At 67.4% G+C, this 16,233-nt stretch carries 16 protein-coding genes; 6 read left to right on the top strand and 10 right to left on the bottom strand.

The window, feature by feature from the left end; translation table 11 throughout:
• The first annotated feature begins 71 nt into the window (after window positions 1–71).
• Together ACZ49J_RS07975 and ACZ49J_RS07970 are read left to right on the top strand one after the other, a co-directional pair.
• Entirely contained in the window at window positions 72–830 is a 759-nt protein-coding gene (locus ACZ49J_RS07975) for a GntR family transcriptional regulator (protein ID WP_467446647.1), read from the top strand.
• Window positions 811–1,428, top strand: coding sequence for a GNAT family N-acetyltransferase (locus ACZ49J_RS07970; RefSeq protein ID WP_467446645.1), 618 nt, complete (start codon window positions 811–813; stop codon window positions 1,426–1,428). Before ACZ49J_RS07975 ends, ACZ49J_RS07970 begins: the two co-directional genes overlap by 20 nt.
• A gap of 296 nt (window positions 1,429–1,724) precedes the next feature.
• Here ACZ49J_RS07970 and ACZ49J_RS07965 read toward each other — a convergent pair whose 3' ends face one another.
• The 7 genes from ACZ49J_RS07965 to ACZ49J_RS07935 form a co-directional block, all read right to left on the bottom strand.
• Window positions 1,725–3,008 carry a site-specific integrase gene (locus ACZ49J_RS07965; RefSeq protein ID WP_467446643.1) on the bottom strand — a complete coding sequence of 428 codons (1,284 nt, stop codon included), beginning with the start codon at window positions 3,006–3,008 and terminating at the stop codon, window positions 1,725–1,727.
• Window positions 3,008–3,190 (bottom strand): helix-turn-helix domain-containing protein, encoded by a 183-nt coding sequence (locus ACZ49J_RS07960; protein ID WP_043407193.1) that lies wholly within the window; start codon window positions 3,188–3,190, stop codon window positions 3,008–3,010. The genes ACZ49J_RS07965 and ACZ49J_RS07960 overlap by 1 nt, the downstream gene beginning before the upstream one ends.
• A complete protein-coding gene (locus ACZ49J_RS07955; RefSeq protein WP_467446641.1) occupies window positions 3,187–4,644 on the bottom strand; it encodes a replication initiator in 1,458 nt (485 codons plus the stop codon). The genes ACZ49J_RS07960 and ACZ49J_RS07955 overlap by 4 nt, the downstream gene beginning before the upstream one ends.
• 132 nt (window positions 4,645–4,776) lie before the next feature.
• Entirely contained in the window at window positions 4,777–5,535 is a 759-nt protein-coding gene (locus ACZ49J_RS07950) for a DUF2637 domain-containing protein (protein ID WP_467446640.1), read from the bottom strand.
• Between the two features lie 47 nt (window positions 5,536–5,582).
• Entirely contained in the window at window positions 5,583–5,753 is a 171-nt protein-coding gene (locus tag ACZ49J_RS07945) for a hypothetical protein (RefSeq protein WP_467446638.1), read from the bottom strand.
• 13 nt (window positions 5,754–5,766) lie between these two features.
• Entirely contained in the window at window positions 5,767–7,179 is a 1,413-nt protein-coding gene (locus tag ACZ49J_RS07940; RefSeq protein ID WP_467446637.1) for an FtsK/SpoIIIE domain-containing protein, read from the bottom strand.
• A gap of 162 nt (window positions 7,180–7,341) precedes the next feature.
• The gene (locus ACZ49J_RS07935) at window positions 7,342–7,728 is read right to left on the bottom strand and encodes an SCO3933 family regulatory protein (protein WP_467446636.1); all 387 of its coding nucleotides are present in this window, start codon (window positions 7,726–7,728) and stop codon (window positions 7,342–7,344) included.
• A gap of 160 nt (window positions 7,729–7,888) precedes the next feature.
• On the opposite strand from ACZ49J_RS07935, the gene ACZ49J_RS07930 reads away from it, so the two are divergent.
• Window positions 7,889–8,338, top strand: coding sequence for a GntR family transcriptional regulator (locus ACZ49J_RS07930; RefSeq protein ID WP_467446635.1), 450 nt, complete (start codon window positions 7,889–7,891; stop codon window positions 8,336–8,338).
• Between the two features lie 1,057 nt (window positions 8,339–9,395).
• Here ACZ49J_RS07930 and ACZ49J_RS07925 read toward each other — a convergent pair.
• The 3 genes from ACZ49J_RS07925 to ACZ49J_RS07915 form a co-directional block, all read right to left on the bottom strand.
• Window positions 9,396–10,232 (bottom strand): protein kinase domain-containing protein, encoded by an 837-nt coding sequence (locus ACZ49J_RS07925; RefSeq protein ID WP_467446633.1) that lies wholly within the window; start codon window positions 10,230–10,232, stop codon window positions 9,396–9,398.
• Between the two features lie 70 nt (window positions 10,233–10,302).
• The gene (locus ACZ49J_RS07920) at window positions 10,303–10,746 is read right to left on the bottom strand and encodes a glycine-rich domain-containing protein (protein WP_189818398.1); all 444 of its coding nucleotides are present in this window, start codon (window positions 10,744–10,746) and stop codon (window positions 10,303–10,305) included.
• A gap of 247 nt (window positions 10,747–10,993) precedes the next feature.
• On the bottom strand, window positions 10,994–11,248 hold the full coding sequence (locus tag ACZ49J_RS07915; RefSeq protein WP_467446632.1) for a hypothetical protein: 255 nt from the start codon (window positions 11,246–11,248) through the stop codon (window positions 10,994–10,996).
• A 95-nt stretch (window positions 11,249–11,343) separates the two neighbouring features.
• On the opposite strand from ACZ49J_RS07915, the gene ACZ49J_RS07910 reads away from it, so the two are divergent.
• The 3 genes from ACZ49J_RS07910 (at window position 11,344) to ACZ49J_RS07900 (ending at window position 16,225) form a co-directional block, all read left to right on the top strand.
• Window positions 11,344–12,087, top strand: coding sequence for an XRE family transcriptional regulator (locus ACZ49J_RS07910; RefSeq protein ID WP_467446631.1), 744 nt, complete (start codon window positions 11,344–11,346; stop codon window positions 12,085–12,087).
• A 2-nt stretch (window positions 12,088–12,089) separates the two neighbouring features.
• Window positions 12,090–12,560 (top strand): NUDIX domain-containing protein, encoded by a 471-nt coding sequence (locus ACZ49J_RS07905; protein ID WP_467446630.1) that lies wholly within the window; start codon window positions 12,090–12,092, stop codon window positions 12,558–12,560.
• A gap of 101 nt (window positions 12,561–12,661) precedes the next feature.
• Complete coding sequence (locus ACZ49J_RS07900; RefSeq protein WP_467446629.1) at window positions 12,662–16,225, top strand: DEAD/DEAH box helicase family protein; 3,564 nt, start codon at window positions 12,662–12,664, stop codon at window positions 16,223–16,225.
• Window positions 16,226–16,233 lie beyond the last annotated feature (8 nt).

Below are 16,233 nucleotides of genomic sequence, written 5' to 3'. Positions count from 1 at the left end.
AGTCAAGCCCCCTGGTCTAACTTGTACGGAGGAGTCGGAGCAGAGGAGTCACATTGCCGGTGCGACGCGGTATGACGAAGGCGCAGGAAATCGCCTATGACCTGCGCGAACAGATCCAGTCGGGTCGACTGTCGGGGGGTGAGGCCCTCCCCAGTGAGTCGAAGATGATGAGCCAGTACGGCTACAGCCGCGAGACTGTTCGCGCCGGCGTCCGCCTCTTGATTGAAGAGGGCCTAGTCGTCACGGGACAGGGGCAGGGGAAGTACGTCCGGCAGGACTATCCGCCGGTCGTGTGGAACTGGACGACTCTGGAGAGCCGGAGCCGCCACGCCACGGCGGTCGAAGGGCGAACCGCTGGTGACCAGTGGGCAAGTGCGATTGCCGAGAACGGGAACGCCCCCCGCCAAGACATCACGGTCTCGATCGTGGAACCCCCGCCCCACGTGCGCGAATGTCTCGAACTCCCTGCTGACGGCCTGGCCGTGGCGCGCAAGCGCGTCCGGTTCATAGACAACCAGCCGTACGCACTGGCTGATTCATACTTCCCCCAGGAACTCGTCAGCGGCACACCGTTGATGGAGCCGCGTGACGTATCGGCGCCTGGCGGGGTACTGGCTTCCGTGGGCCTTGTCCAAGCCAAGTACAGGGACGAAATCTCAGTCCGAATGCCAACTCATCAGGAGGCTGAGCTACTTGCCCTTCCAGCGGCAACGCCGGTCGCGGAGCACACCCGAACGGGCTACGACGCGGACGGGCGTCCCCTCCGCTGCATGGTCACCATTCTTCCCGGAGACAGGCACAAGATCCTTTATGAAGTCGACACAGACTGAGTACCTCCGCCCTGCGGCGGCGGAGGACGTACCCGCCCTCTTGGCTCTGCGCGCAGAGGCTGAGGGGTGGCTACGCACCAAGGGCACCGACCAGTGGAGTGACCCTGAAACCGGCGAGCGGGCCATCTCGAAATGGCGCGCGAGCATAGACGAGGGGCGCGCATGGGTCGTCGTCGGCGAGTCTGACGAAGTGCTCGCAACGGTCAGTCGGGGCCCCGTCGACCGGGATTTCTGGACGGACGACGACCGCCCCGAAACAGCGCTGTACCTGTACAAGCTGATGGTCGCGCGCAACGCGTCCGGGCGACAGCTTGGCGCACGGGTCATCGACTGGATGTCTCGCCTTGCAGCGCTGGAAGGGCGAACCTGGGTGCGCATCGACACATGGCGCACAAACACGGGGCTGCACGCCTACTACGAACGGCTTGGCTTCAAGCACGTACGCACTGAGGCTCCGTCACATAGGCGCTCCGGGTGGCTCGCGCAGCGCCCGGCGGGCGAACTGGCCATGCCCGACGACCTCTTGCCCGTCGGCCTCCCCGAGGGGCGGCACGCGGACGTGGCTGCGCGCGTCGCGGTGCCGCTTCCAAGGCGCTAACGCGCTGGTCAGCCGGAAGGCAAGACCCTGTCGTCTGACATCAGTTCCTGACATCAACAGCCACGTACAACAGGGCACAGGCATGGACCGACACGGGATCGACAGCGTGGCTCAACGGCACTGAATGGCTGGCTGATGGAGCGCGCATCGGGGGCGCACGCGCCTACGGATCAGAAGGTTGCAGGTTCGAATCCTGCCGAGTGCACAGCATGGCAGAGGGCCTGTGGATCACTCCACAAGCCCTCTGCTTTATGTCCTGACGGCAGTGTTTGACGGCAACCGGATTCGGGAGCCGATCAGACGGCTACGGGGACACCGGCCGCGCCGTCATCGTCGTCCGGATCGTTGCCGTCACCCCTCAGCGCGTCGTCGACGCGGTCGAACGCGGAGCGCTGAGAGTCGAGCCGGACGAAGGTATAGATGTCCATGGTCACGCGGATCGAGCTGTGGCCGAGGACTTCCATGATCATGCGGGCGTCGGCTCCCTGTTCGTGCAGGAGCGAGGCGCAGGTGTGGCGCAGGTCGTGAAAGCGGACCTTACGGACGCCGGCGCGGACGCACAGCACCTCGAAGGAGCGGTTCAGGTTGCGCGGCTCTATGGGGGTTCCGTTCTTGGTGGTGAAGACGAGGCCCTGGCCCGTGCCCTTCCAGTTGTCCCCCGCGCCCTTCCGGTCGGCGATCTGCTGTGCACGCTGGGCACGGAGCGCCGTGACGCACTCGGACGGCAGGGCCACGCGACGGGCCGAGCGCTGAGTCTTCGGCGCGACGATCAGCAGTTCACCGCCGACGCGCTGTAGAGCCTGCCGAACGGTGAGCACGCCTTCGTGAAGGTCCACATCCGACCAGCGCAGCCCCAGCAGCTCACCGCGCCGGAGGCCGATGCGGACCGCCAGTTCGTACGCGGCCCACAGGCGGTTGTCCCGGGCCGCCGCCAGGAGCTGACGCCCCTCCTTGGCGGTGAGCGGTTCGATCTCGCGCTTGGTTCCCATGCTCAGCTCCACGTTCCGGGCCACGTTGCGGGGCAACTCGTCTTCGCGTACGGCGTGCTGAAGGGCGGCCCGCAGGATCACCAGCAGGAAGCGCACGGTCCGGTCAGACGGGAGCTTCTTGCAGCACTTCCGGAGGGCGCAGCAGCGCCGCTTGTGCTCCGGTCGCTTCTTGTCCTTGCCCTGTGCGCAGCACTGGCAGGTGACCGCCGTCTTCGCGAGGAAGGCGCGGATGTCGCGGGCGGTGAGCCGGACCAGCTTCTTCTTGCCGAACTCCGTGGTGACGTAGTTACGGACGAGGGATTCGTAGTTGACGTAGGTCGTCCTGCGGACCTTGCCCTTGGCGACATTCGTAAGCCAGTACGTCAGGTACTCGGCGATCGTCATCTTGTTGGTGGCGACCGGCAGGCCGTTGAGGGAGTCAGCCTTGAGCTTGGTCAGCTTCTCGTGCGCCTCGTCCCAGGTCTTGCCATAGACGCTGCGCCGCTTGTACGTGCCGTCCGTCGTCAGGACGTACGCACTGCCCTCCCAACGCCCGTCTTTGCGCTGGTAGATGGTGCCCTCGTTGTTGGCGTTCTTCTTCGGCGTTGCCATCAGGCGGCTTCCTGTTCGGTGCGGAGGGATACGTAGGTGTCCAGTGCCTTTTCGCTGATGCGGCGGCAGCGGCCGATCTTGAAAGAGGCGAGTTCGCGGGAGCGGATCAGGTCGTGGACCTTCCAGCGGCTGATGCCGAGGCGCGTCGCGACCTGGTCCACGGTGAGTACGGCGGTCGTCATGCAGGCTCCGCCCCTTCGTGCTTGCGGCGTTGGGCTTGGTTGATGTCGTGGCGGGTCTGGTTGGCGAGGAGTTCTTCGCCGGGGCGGTAGCCCGAGGCGAGGTAGGCCCAGGAGGCTTCGGTGACGAGGACGGTGTCCGGGGTGGGTACGGGGAGGCCGGCGCGGGTGCGGGCGGCTTCGGCCTGGGCGAGGCGCCAGGCTCGGCGTACGTCGCGGAGGGCGCCGAGGGTGGTGGAGTAGGCGCGGGACTTGGTGGAGAAGTGGCCGCGGAAGCCGAGCATGTGGGCCCACTTGCAGAGCTTGAGGTCCGCGAATTCGGGCAGGCCACCGAGGTCCCAGGCGGTGCGGATCATCTGCCGAACGTGCTGGTGGACAGGCAGATCCCGCAGAGGTTCGGCCTGGCGGGTGCCTTCGCAGTCGGGGCACAGGTCCCGAATACGGCCGCCGACGGTGCCGCGGCCGGAGCAGGTGCGGCAGACCAGGGAACGGTCGACGGTGCCGGAGTCCTCAGCGCTCTTGGTGGCGTACTTGGCGACGTATCCGGCCACGGCGGCGTCGGTGAGTTCGCCGTCGCCGAGCGCGGTGATTTCCCGTACGTCGAGCATCTGTCCCCAGCGGATCTCGTGGTCTCCGACGGTGTCGGAGGTGACGGTGAGCGCGGTGCGGGGGACGGCGTTGTGGATGGCGTGGGTGAGGTCGTCCACGGTGGCCCAGGACGGTGGGGAGCTGGTGTGGCCGTCGGGGCCGTCGATGCGGATGACGGCGTGGAAGTGGACCAGGCCGCGCTTTTGGTACTCGGCGACCTTGGCGAAGGACACCCGCAGAACCTGTTTCATGTCCTTCTGCGTGATGCCGAAGTGGGCGGCCAGGGCGCGACGGAGGTTGAGGGTGAAGCGAGCCCACAGGGCTCCGGCGTGGGCGTTCCACAGCACGGCGCCGGTGTAGTCGTAAGTGGCTGGGTGTAGTGGTGTGCCGAGTTCGGGGGCGTCGTCTGCGTGGTGCTGGCCGCAGCGGCAGGCGTGCGGCTTGCCGTCCTTGGTGGTGGGCCGGTTGTGGACGGGCCCGAACGAAGGGGCGGTGAGGGTGGCGAAGACGCGGGGATGGGAGCGGACGGTTTCGCAGACGCTCTTGCCGCCGGAGAGTCCGGCGCGGATGAGGTGGTAGGTGTCGGCAGCGTAGACGCGGGAGCAGGTGGCACAGCGGGAGGCGCGGCGGTTGCCGCAGGTGGTCAGCAGGCGTCCCGTGGGTTCGTCGCTGGTGGAGTACGAGCGGATCGATTCGCCGGTGGCAGCGTCGCGGGTGTGGCTGTGGCCGACGAGGTTGACGGGGCGGGTGCAGCCACGCAGGCGGGAGACCTGCTCGCGGGTGCGGTCGAAGTCGCCGAGGTTGGCCAGCTCGATCAGGTCCCGGATTGCGGGGCTGATCACGTGCCGTAGGTCGAGGTCGCGGGGCATCGGCAGGTGCATCCTTTCCGCTGATGGAGGGCCCAGGGCAGCACCGAGACGGGGGCCGAGTGCTGCCCGAGGGCGTGACGAGTCAGGCCCAGGGGGCCAGGGAGGGGAAGCGCCGGGAGGCCGGCGGGAGGTTCAGGCCGTCAGGGCCGCGTGTGCGGCGGTGGCCAGAGGCAGACTTACGCCGAGGCGAGCCTTGAGCTGGGCCGCGGTGATCGGCTGGCCGTGTGCGGCGCGGTGGGCGTCGGCGATCTCGCGGGCGGCGTCCAGCAGGGCCGGGGCCACCTTGACCGGTGAATGCGGCGCAGCGTCTGGGGAAAGGGCGGGGGCCAACGGAGCGGGAGCCGAGGGCATCGCCGGTTCCGGGGCAGGCTCCGAGGCGGGAGCGGCTTCGGTCGGGTCGTCTTCCGGTGCGGTTTCCCTGCTCGGCTCCGGAAGAGCTACGGGGGCCGGGTGCCCAGACGGTACACCGGCGGGGGCGGGGGCGGGGGTGGTGACGGCATGGAAGTGGCGCAGCAGTGCGGGGCCGACAGCGCCCCAGCCGAGGAGAAGCAGCGGGGCGACAGCATCGACGCAGGCGCGGCCGTAGTGCCCGGCGATGATGGGTTCGGCGATGTTGAGGGCGAGAGTGAAGAGGCCGGAGATGTGCATCAGCCGGGTTGCGCCCTTGAGGTCGTCAGCGGGGACGCCGTGCAGGGACAGATAGCGCAGGGCGACCAGGAGACCGAGGACGGACAGGTCAACCATGGGGGCGATCAGGGGTGCGATCGAGTTGGGGACGCCCAGGCGCAGGGCGAGGTTCCAGACGTTGCCGAAGGAGAACACGAACGCCAGCAGGGCGATGACCGCCATGACCACGGTGATCGTGCGCTGAGTGATCTGGTCTTCTGACATGAGGGGTTTCACCTCTCCCAGGACGAGTTGGGGGCAAGAGCAGGGGGTCAGTCACGGTCGAAGCCGGCCCAGTGGGCGACATTCGGCCCGAGGTAGGTGCCCAGACCCCGGCGTTCGCTGGCGTTGGCGACGCGGTGTGCGGCGATGCCGATCCGACCGGCCTGGTCGTAGTCCTGGGCGGTGATCGCCTTGCGCATGTGCCGGATGTAGATCCTCATGACGCGGCGCATGTCAGGCTGCCTTTGTCGGGGGCTCGGGGTCGGGCTTGGTGAGGTCCACGACCGGGCGGCCGGTCAGGTTCTCCAGCAGCTGGGCCGGGTGCTGCGTCAGGTGGGCGGTCTGCTCGGCGATGCGGGCGGCGTCTTCGTCGGCGACGTAGGGGGTACGGATGCGTACGAAGCCGGGGCGCCCGTGCTGGGACATGACCGCGACACCGACGTAGGCGGGGTCCTGGAGGTTGACCGGGCTGGCGTCGGGCCACTCGCGGATGTCGTCGCCGAGCGCGGCCACGGCGGCATCCGCGGTCTTCTGCGCGAAGGACAGCCCGACCGGGCACACGTCCCGGATGAAGGTGGGGATGGCGTCCCCGGTGGTCTTCTGTGTGGTCAGCACGGTCAGGAAGCCGACCGAACGGCCCTTCTTCACCAGGTCCTCCGTCAAGCGGGCGTTGTCCGCCGCGAACGCGGCGAGCTTCCTGGTGGCCGGGTCGGAGCCCTTGTGATCGCGGAAGTAGGTGTGGGCTTCGTCGATGACGATGACGATCAGTGGCCAGTCGGCGGACGGGCCGACGTGCCACATGTTCTTCACGCCCAGGACGCTGCGGATGGAGGCGGAGCGGGCGCGGCGCAGCTGCACCAGTTCCTTCAGCAGCTTGTTCGCCTGCTCCAGGTCGTCGCCGCAGAACGCGAACGCCCGCTGGACGAGGTCGGAGTAGTCGCCCTCATAAGCATGGGAGACCTTGCCGTCGAAGAAGACGAACTGTACGGACGGCGAGGGTGCCCAGTCGCACACCAGCCGGTTCACGCACGAGGTCTTCCCGAAGCCCGGCAGGCCGCCGACAGCCATGCCGGGTACCTCCCTGAGGGGCACGACGACGGGCATACCGAACTCGTCGACCCCCAGGTTCCACTTCGCGTACTCCTCCGGCGGGCGGCCGGTGGGCACGTGCACGGTCGGCACTATCAGCGGGTCCACCCGCACCCCGCGCAGCAGAACCTGTCCCGGCCTGTCCCCGGGGAGCGCGGACACCCGCGTCATGCGCCAGGCGTCCGCCAGGTAGGGAGCTGCCTTCTGGAACTCCGCCAGACCCACCTTCGGCAAGCAGTTCGCCCACGCCATCACCCCGAAGGCGTCCGGCGTGACCTTGAGGGCCGGAACCAGGACCCGGGGCTTGGGCGGCGTGCCGTCCGTGTTCGCGAGCGAGGCCAGCGGGGTGGGCATCTTGTCCGTGACGGATAGTCCGCACATCTGCGCGAGCCGGTTCCATCCCCAGCGAATCCGTATCGCCTGCCGGATACTGATCCGCTCCATGGGCGACGCCCGCAGGTAGCGGACGACCCAGACCACGGCCCACAGGGCGATCAGTCCGATGCCCAGCCACATCGCTCCGCGGAGCCAACCAAACGCTTCGTTGAGTTCGTTCACCGGTCTTCCTTCGTGTCGTTCGGGAAATCGCGCGGCACCGGACGCGCGGAGAAGCACAAGGGATGCGGGCGCGCGCCCCGGGCGGGCAGCCGCTCCGTCGATGAAGATTGCGAGCGGGCGGCTGCCATCTGGGGCCTCACCCCAGCCGTGCGGGGAGCGGCATCACGCCGCAGCGGACTCGGGCGCGGCCTTGTCCTGCTGCACGTGCGGACCGTCGACGAGCTCCAGCGCGGAGCAGCGGTACGCCACGCCCTCCTGAAGCTGATCGTTGAAGATCCGCGCCCACGGGCTTGCGAAGAGGTCCACCGGGCGGACGAACCGGCCCGGGTGCAGGCCGTTGGGCAGACCGGTCTGCGGGACGGTCACCTTGATCGCCTCGGCGCGCTCGCCCTCCATCACGAAGAGGGTCAGCGTGCACAGCGGCGCACCGGTCTCGAAGTCCACCGCGCGGACGCCGTTCTCCTGGTCCTTCCACTTCGGCACCGTCGGCGTGCCAACCATGACGTTCGTGGAGTCCAGCACGTGCACGCGGATAACGGTCCTGGCCATGACAGAGAGGCCCTTTCTGTAGGGGTGGCCGGTGATCTCCGGCCAGGATCAGATACAACCACATGTTTCAGTTGGCTGCAACGCTAGACAACTGAAACGCTGGGGTGGGAGTTTGCTGGTACTCCCGCGTGATCTAGCTGGGTGGCCGTATCCTGCGGCTATGACACTGCCCCTCGATCGGGACCACCGGCCTCCCTATGTGCAGGTCGCCGAGTACCTGCGACGCCAGATTCAGACCGGCGTCCTGAAGCCCGGTGACCAGATCCCCCCGTCGCGGGAACTGCAGGAGAAGTTCGGCATCGCCAGCGCCACCGTGCAGAACGCGTTCCGCATGCTCAAGAACGAGGGGCTCATCTACGGCGTCCAGGGCAGGGGCAGTTTCGTGCGCCGGCCTGAAGGTGAACCCGAGCAGGCTCAGGACGAACAGGCCGAAGAGGGTGCACCCGAGAGTGCGCCCCCCAAGCCGACGCCTTCCGAGACTCGCTACTTCAACCTCGCCATGGACGTTGAGGAGCTGAAGCATGAACTGGCGGGCCTGAAGCAGGACATGGCCAAGATGTTCACTCTGATGCAGAAGATGGCAGACCACATCGACGGGCAAGAGAGTTGAGTTCCCGCGCTGCCTGCTGCATGAGTTTCGCAAACTCGGCTATCTCGCCAGCCAGTTGCTTCAGGTCCGCTTCCAGCGCTGCGATCTCCCGCTCGTCCACTGTTTCCCCGTCCATCGCTGTGTCGTTCTTCCGTATCGCCTCGTAAAACCCCTCGGTGGCCCGCCCTGGTGAAGCGCGCGTGCACCATTCGGCCGCTCGTCCGGGAAGCCTGCTGAATCCGGTCTTCCTGCCGCAACCCATGTGCCCGTCGGGCGGGAGTGGGCAGGGAAATCCCTCGTGCCTTCCCGTCGTGCGGGCGGCGGAGACGCAGCACCGCACCGCCTGGCGGGAAGCAATCAACTGCTGCGACTGGCGCAGACCGCCATCCATCCCCGGCACTGTCAACCATCAGCTGGGACAGAACTGTCAAGCATCACCCGGGATCGGACAGGCCGAAGGGGCTCGAGCTGTCCAAAGTTTCTTTACTGGTTCAAGGCGGCCCGCCTGCGGCGGGCCGCGCGCGCTGGCGGCCCGTGGCCGCCGCCGCTACCTGTCTCCGCCACCGCTCCGGCGGCCCCCCGCCGCTCAGCGCGCAGCACCGCCGAGGCGGTCGACCAGGCCAGGAGGAAACCCGACCTCCCCGAGCACCAGGACCAGGCCGACGCCGACCAAGCGTGACCACACCGCCCAACCGGCCATCGTTCCAAGCCGGATGGGTCGCAGAGCCGCAGGCAGTGCCCATGCGTCATGCAGCGCTGACAACGCTCTGGCCGGAATGGGACCGAGGACCGTGACGCATTGAAGAAGCGTGGTCGAGGCCGGCGGGTGGTTGCTGGAAACACACGTGACGGGTGCTCGTTCGGCGCACCCGCCGTCGTGGCTGACTTTCGGTGGCTCAGGTCAGAACTCCTCTCCAACTCGACAACGAGGAACAGGGGTTCCAGCACCCGCACACGAGCACGCCAACCGCCCCGGTACCATCGGCACCGGGGTCCTGACCAGGGATTCCGCGACCGGGCCACCCTGAATGCTGTCCAGGCGGGGGGTGGTCCGGTCTTCTGCTTGTGGATCTACGGCTCAGCTCAGGGTCTTACCGACCTCGTAGATCGTGGGCCTGTCCTCGGGCGCCGGACTGAGCATGGCGTCGATCAGTTCGCCCAGCTCGCCATGCACCTTCACAGGCCGGCGCTTGCCACTCGCGACGGCTTGTCTCTGCTCGGGGCGCGGTGCGTCGTCCGGGTACTCGACGGCCCGCCAGCCCGTGGCGGAAATGAGCAGGGACGCGCCGAGCGCATAGATGTCCGCTTCCTGCGTAGGCTGCGCCTCTCCGGTCGCAAGCACGCTGCGCGCGATCTCCGGCGCCTCGTAGTGGACGAGGCAGCCGCGGAACGGGAAGTCGTACCCCTCGGGGACGTGTCCGCCGCGCGCCAAGGCCAGGTCGATGAGGTGCGTGCGATCCGGGCCGATGATGAAGTGTGCGGGCTGCACGTCACCGTGGGCCCAGCCCTTGCCATGTAGCTCGGCCAGCGCCTCTACGCAGCCGAGGGCCGCGCTGGTATGAGGTTCCGTACGAGAGTCCGGCTCACGACAGGGCTTCCACAGCTCGTACAGGTCGGGCCCTTCGCGCCACGGCTGGAAGTTCCAGGTGCCCAGCTCCCATTCGCCATACGCGAAGTCATCGAGGCCGAGTCGGTACAGCACGGCCCCTTCGCGCGCGGGGGCAAGTGCCGTCCAAGGCTGTGCGGGCCAGCCGGCCGTGGCCTCGATCGGGTAACCGACCTTCACGGCGTACTGCCCCCGATGGCTCTCGACCTCCCAGACCATCGAGCCCCGACGATTGACGACCAGGCGCTGATCCTTGGGCATCAGTGCGTCGAGCACGACGATCGGCAGTTCAGGGGGTGTCCCGGACAACGTCTGTTCTCCTTCCGGGCGGCGCGGCCGACCCCGCATCGAGGCCGGCCGCGTCGCTGGTGTCGTGTCGCTACGCCTGACCGTACGGACGGCCGCAGTCCGCGTCGCACTGCGCGAGGTTCGTGCCGTCCACGGTCCAGAGGTCGTCGAAGACCATGAACCCGGCCGCCTTCATCGCGTGTGCGGATGCGGCGACCTTCTTAGGGTCACGGGGCCCTCCACCCGGCATGGGGTTGTGGTGGAGGAAGCGGCCCGCGTACCGGTCGCAGAGCGCGGCGTACTCCTTCGTGTGCAGGATGAGTGCGTGCAGACCGAGGTCCACGTCGTCGGACGGGACCATGGGGACGGTCGCGGTCGCGGCGGTGACCACGAAGGCCACCGCCTGGTCCGCGATCCGCTCGGCCCGTTCGCGGGACTGCCCGTTGTGGACGATCACGAAGTGGGTGAGGCTGTCGAACAGTTCCTCACCAGCCACCGCGCGACCGGTCTTCTGATCGTTGGCCGTTGCCGTCATGCGAATACTCCTTGAGTGTCGCTGTGCTCTGGCACTTGCGCCCGCATCGGTCGCCGAGGCACGGCCTATGGCGACCGAGGGATGGAAGGCCGACCCCGAACGGGGAAAGGGGAGCCAGGGAAGGTGGCACCCCGTTCGGGGCGGCCGGTCTACTGGCTAGTGCCGAGGGCCATGCCGATCACCAGGCCACACGATCCGCTGATCATGATGATGAACAGGACCCCGGCATACCGGCCGATGGCGCGCATCACAGGCCGTCCCGGCTGTTGCCGTTCTTGATGGCCAGGCGGGCGCTCAGTTCTTCCCGCGCGGTCGGGGCCACCACGTTGTCCGGCAGGGCATCCCACTCGACGCCGCCGCCGACCGGCCTTATCTGCACCCGGGCGCCGACCTCGCCCATGACGACGCCGATACGTCCACTGGCAGTGTCCTTCGCCAGTTCACCGATGCCTGGTCTGGTCTGCTGGTTGCTCGCCATGCGGACGAGGATCCTGCCGCTCATCAGGACGTCGGAACCTCCGACAAACCCCACTTCGGGACGTCCCGCGTCGGGTAGAACGTCCCTAGTGCCGTCCCCGGCTGTTAGGAGAGATTGGGATGCCGAACGAGAGGTTACGTGCTGCCATGGCGGTCGGCGGCTGGACTTACGCCGCCCTTGCGGACAAGGTCGAAGTCGACCCCAAGTCCGTTGAACGATGGGTCAATCTGGGGCGTACGCCGCGCCGGGCCACGGCCATGCTGGCAGCGGAAATACTAGGAGAAGACGTGCACGCTCTATGGCCCGCGCTCCGGCAGGCACGCCCTGCCCGCGCTGTCAGTCCGGAACTTGTGGCTCTCTACGATCAGCGGGCGGACATCCCCGTGTCCACCTTCGTGGACATGCTGACCCAGGCGCGCGAGCACATCGACGTGCTGGTGTACGCCGCCGTCTTCCTGCACGAGGCGTACCCGCGGCTCAACGACTTGTTGCGAGAGCGAGCGGACGACGGGTGCGCGGTCCGTATCGCGATTGGCGACCCGGACAGTACGAATGTCCAACAGCGCGGCGCGGAGGAGAGGTTCGGCCACGGGATCGAGTCCCGTTGCCGACTCGCCCTCTTGCACTACCGCCCGCTTGCCGGGGTACCTGGCATCGAGGTTCGAACCCATGCCACCACGCTCTACAACTCGATCTATCGTGCGGATGACCAGGCACTGGTCAATGCCCATGTCTGGGGCGTGAACGCTTACGGTGCTCCCGTGTGGCATCTCCGTCGCAGCGGTGAGGGCGGCATGTTCGACACCTACGCCAGCAGCTTCGACGCGGTGTGGGAAACCGCGACGCCGGTACGAGAAGGGTGACCATGGCACGGACCGAGTACTACGACGACCCAGCGGCACCGGAGCCGAACAACCTGGTGGTCGCCGCGTCCGCCGTGGTCACCGACGACGAAGGGCGCGTACTCCTTCAGCGCCGCAGGGATAACGATCTTTGGGCGCTACCTGGCGGCGGCATGGAGATGACCGATTCACTCCCAGGAACGGCCGTCCGCGAGGTGAAGGAAGAAACCGGTCTGGACGTAGAGATCACTGGGCTTGTAGGCACGTACACCGACCCTCGCCACGTCATCGCCTACTCGGACGGTGAGGTGCGCAGGCAGTTCAACGTCTGCTTCACCGCCCGTGTGGTCGGGGGCCGGCTCGCGATCTCGGATGAGTCCACGGAGCTGCGGTTCGTTCAGCCGAAGGAGATCGATCAGCTACCGATGCACCACACGCAGCGCCTCCGGATCCGTCACTTCTTGGAGCACCGTGAGCAGCCCTATCTCGGCTGACCTCGTAGGTATAGATCTCCGACGATATTCAGCCCGCCCCACATGCCGCTGCGTAAGCTAGAGCCACCTTGGTAAGGCGGGATAGCGGGGGGTAGGGCAGCATGGACGACCGGCTTCGCGACTTCGCGAAGGGCTCACCCAACTTTGGGTTGCTGTATCTGCACCAGCCGCTGCTCTGCTTGTACGGGGCTTCCGCCGAAGCGACCGTGTTCACGAACCCCAATTCCTCCCTGGTCCAGGCGGGCCAGTTCGGCGAAGTCCTCGCCGAGGAACTGGTCGCCCGTATCGGGATGCGGATCGAGGGCGACCGGCAGATCGACCGGCTGACCGCTCTGACCAGGGCCGGAGTCCTCGTTCCGGAGATCCGCGACGACTTCGACCGGCTGCGCCGCGACCGGAACAAGGCCGCCCACAGCCACCTCTTCGACACGGCGCGGGCTCTGGCCGCCGTGCGGATCTGCTACCGGCTCGGCCTCTGGTTCCACGATGCCATCGACGGCCGGCGGACCGTCGCCGAGTTCGTGCCGCCCACGGACCCCGGTGACAGCGCTCAGATCACGGACCCGGCCGAGCTGGCCGAGCTGCGCGAGGCCCTCGACGGCCACCGCCAGGCGCTCACGCAGGCCCGCATGCGGCTCGCCGAGGCCAGCGACGCGCTGGAAGCCGAGCGTAGGGCGCGGGCCGAGGCCGAGAACCTGATCGCCAGCGCCGACGCCAACAAGACTGAACTGCTCGCACAGGTCGAGCAGTTGAGCACCCAAATCGAGGAGCTGCGCGCCACCCAGCAGGCTAAGTACGAGGCCGCTCGCAGGCAGCCGCGCACGGTCGACGCCAAGCGGCGCGAAGCGATCATCCACCGCGCCCAGCGGCCCGCCGCACTCAACGAGGTGCAGGCCCGCGAGGCCATTGACGAGATGCTGCAGGCGGCGGGTTGGGTCGTCCAGAACCGCGACCAGGTCAACCCGGGAGAGAGCCAGGGCGTGGCTGTACGTGAGTTCACGCTGGCCACCGGCCGCGCGGACTACGTCCTGTATGTCGACGGCAGGATCGTCGGTGTGATCGAGGCCAAGCGGGAGGGCGACCACCTCTCCAGCGCCGTGGAGCAGAACGACCGGTACGCGGCCGGTGTCCTCAAGGAGTACCGGCTCACCGTGTGGCGGGAGACGGAGCCGTTCGCGTTCCGCTACGCGACGACCGGCACCGAGACCTACTTCATTAACCGCCTCGACCCCGATGCCCGATCCCGCGAGGTGTTCTCCTTCCACCGCCCCGAGACGGTGGCCGCTTGGATGCGTCGCGCCGACGAGACACCGGCTGCCCCGACGTTTCGGGCTGCCCTGCGTCGAATGCCCGTACTGGAGCCGAATGGGCTGCGTCTCGCCCAGATCGATGCCATCAGCGGCCTCGAAAAGTCCCTGGGCGAGGACCGATCGCGGGCACTGATCCAGATGGCGACGGGTGCGGGTAAGACCTTTACCGCCGTGGCACAGACCTACCGGCTGCTCAAGCACGCCAAGGCGCGCCGGGTCCTGTTCCTCGTCGACCGCAACAACCTGGGCAGGCAGGCGTACGACGAGTTCCGCAAGTTCACGACACCAGACGACGGCCGCAAGCTGTCCGACATCTACAACGTCGACCGGCTCGGGGCGGCCGGCCTCCAAGGCACCTCGTCGGTGGTCATCTGCACAATCCAGAAGATGTACTCGCTGTTGCGCGGCGAGACTCTCGTCAATGACGAGCAGGCGGACGATGCCTCGGACAGCACGGCGTTTGAGGACACGTACGCGACGGACCTGCCTATCGAGGTCTCCTATAACCCGAAGGTCCCGATCGAGTCCTTCGACCTGATCATCGTGGACGAGTGTCACCGCTCGATCTACGGCCTGTGGCGGGGCGTGCTGGAGTACTTCGACGCACACCTGGTCGGCCTGACCGCCACCCCAACACTCCAGACCCTCGGCTTCTTCGGTCGCAACCTGGTGTCCGAGTACACCTATCCGCAGGCCGTCGCGGACGGGGTGAACGTCGACTTTGACGTCGTCCGAATGCGCACCGACCTGCGGGAGAAGGGCGCTGCGACCATCGAGTCGGGGACGACGGTACGGGTCAAAGACCGCAAGACGCGTCGGCAGCGCTACCAGGAACTGGACGACGACTTCACCTACACGACCGGGCAGATCGGCCGCTCGGTGGTGACGGTGGACGAGATCCGAGCGGTGTTGACCGCGTACCGGGACAACTGGCGGCGCTGGTTCCCTGGCCGGAGTGAACTGCCGAAGACCCTTATCTTCGCGGTCGGCGAAGACCATGCCGAAGATGTCCTCGCCCAGGTCAAAGAGGTCTTCGGGCGCGGCGACGACTTCGCGAAGAAGATCACGTACAAGAGCCGCCAGGCCGGTGAGGACCCGGACGAGCTGATCCGCGCCCTGCGGACGTCGCCCCGGATGCGGGTTGCCGTCACCGTCGACATGATCGCGACCGGTACGGACGTGAAGGCCCTGGAGTGCGTGATCTTCCTGCGCGAGGTGCGCAGCGCCGTCCTCTTCGAGCAGATGAAGGGCCGCGGCGCCCGCACCATCGACGCGACCGAGCTCCAGGAAGTCACGCCGGACGCGGACGTATCAGTCCGCAAAGACCGGTTCGTACTCGTCGACGCGGTCGGCGTGACGGACTCCCCGCTGGTGGATGCCAAGCCACTGGTGCCAGCGGGCGAGCGGCAGGTCTCGCTGGCCAAGCTGCTGGACAAGGCTAGTACGAAGTCGATCAGTACTGGTGAGGCCGAGATTCTTGCGGGACGACTGGCCCGGCTCAACCAGCAGCTGACGGACGAGGAACGCGAGCAACTGACGCGGGCGTCGGGTGGCCGCACCCTGTCGGAGATCGCTGGCGCCATCGTGAAGGCAGTGGACCCGGACCGGCAGGAGCGTGCGCTGGAAGAGGGCGGCCAGGCGGCGGCCAGGCGGCTCGTGGAGGACGCGATCGCACCGCTGACGGATTATCCCGATCTGCGACGCCACATCATCGAGATCCGGCGGGACAAGGACTACCTCTTCGACGAGTTCACAGCCGTCGAGGTGACGGACCTCGACGAGATCCCGCGCGAGGAGCGGGCCCGGGAAGAGGTCGGCCGCTGGAGCCAGCTCCTGAAGGATGAGCGTGACCGCATCGCGGCGGTCAGTATCGCGCTGACGAGCCCCCGGTCGGTTTCTCCTGCGGAGACGTACGCCGCGTTGAAGGAACTGGCACTGGAGATCCGCCGCCCGCAATACGCGTGGACACCGCAGGTGCTGTGGACGTACTACGAGGACCTGGGCGCGGCGGCCCACTCCGACGGCGGCCGGGAGGCGGGCGTCCCTGACCTGATCTCGCTCATACGGTACGAGCTTGGGGTGGATGAGGAGTTGCGTCCCTACCGTGAGACGGTGGAGGAGCGCTTCGAGGGGTGGCTTCTCAAGCAGCAACAGGCGGGAGCGGACTTCTCGAAGGAGCAGCTGTGGTGGCTGCGGTCCATACGGGACGTAGTGGCGAGCGACGTCGGAATTAGTACAGCGGAGTTCAACGCCGAGCCCTTTAAGGGGAAGGGCGGGGGGCGGGGGTTCGCTCATGCGTTTCCGGGGCGGGATGTTCGGTCGTTGTTGAGTGAGCTGAATCGAGAGTTGGCTTGAGCGGGTTG

The sequence above is a fragment of the Streptomyces sp. NPDC030840 genome, from assembly GCF_055572015.1.
The sequence above is the reverse complement of the archived record's forward strand: the minus strand, read 5'-3'. Positions and strand labels throughout refer to the sequence as shown.

Coding starts and splice junctions, on each gene's coding strand:
- ACZ49J_RS07950 (WP_467446640.1), bottom strand. CDS start 5,535: ATGTCAGAAGACCAGATCACTCAGCGCACGATCACCGTGGTCATGGCG.
- ACZ49J_RS07910 (WP_467446631.1), top strand. CDS start 11,344: ATGCCGAACGAGAGGTTACGTGCTGCCATGGCGGTCGGCGGCTGGACT.
- ACZ49J_RS07905 (WP_467446630.1), top strand. CDS start 12,090: ATGGCACGGACCGAGTACTACGACGACCCAGCGGCACCGGAGCCGAAC.
- ACZ49J_RS07975 (WP_467446647.1), top strand. CDS start 72: ATGACGAAGGCGCAGGAAATCGCCTATGACCTGCGCGAACAGATCCAG.
- ACZ49J_RS07920 (WP_189818398.1), bottom strand. CDS start 10,746: ATGACGGCAACGGCCAACGATCAGAAGACCGGTCGCGCGGTGGCTGGT.
- ACZ49J_RS07955 (WP_467446641.1), bottom strand. CDS start 4,644: ATGCCCCGCGACCTCGACCTACGGCACGTGATCAGCCCCGCAATCCGG.
- ACZ49J_RS07945 (WP_467446638.1), bottom strand. CDS start 5,753: ATGAGGATCTACATCCGGCACATGCGCAAGGCGATCACCGCCCAGGAC.
- ACZ49J_RS07900 (WP_467446629.1), top strand. CDS start 12,662: ATGGACGACCGGCTTCGCGACTTCGCGAAGGGCTCACCCAACTTTGGG.
- ACZ49J_RS07970 (WP_467446645.1), top strand. CDS start 811: ATGAAGTCGACACAGACTGAGTACCTCCGCCCTGCGGCGGCGGAGGAC.
- ACZ49J_RS07935 (WP_467446636.1), bottom strand. CDS start 7,728: ATGGCCAGGACCGTTATCCGCGTGCACGTGCTGGACTCCACGAACGTC.
- ACZ49J_RS07930 (WP_467446635.1), top strand. CDS start 7,889: ATGACACTGCCCCTCGATCGGGACCACCGGCCTCCCTATGTGCAGGTC.
- ACZ49J_RS07960 (WP_043407193.1), bottom strand. CDS start 3,190: ATGACGACCGCCGTACTCACCGTGGACCAGGTCGCGACGCGCCTCGGC.
- ACZ49J_RS07915 (WP_467446632.1), bottom strand. CDS start 11,248: ATGAGCGGCAGGATCCTCGTCCGCATGGCGAGCAACCAGCAGACCAGA.
- ACZ49J_RS07965 (WP_467446643.1), bottom strand. CDS start 3,008: ATGGCAACGCCGAAGAAGAACGCCAACAACGAGGGCACCATCTACCAG.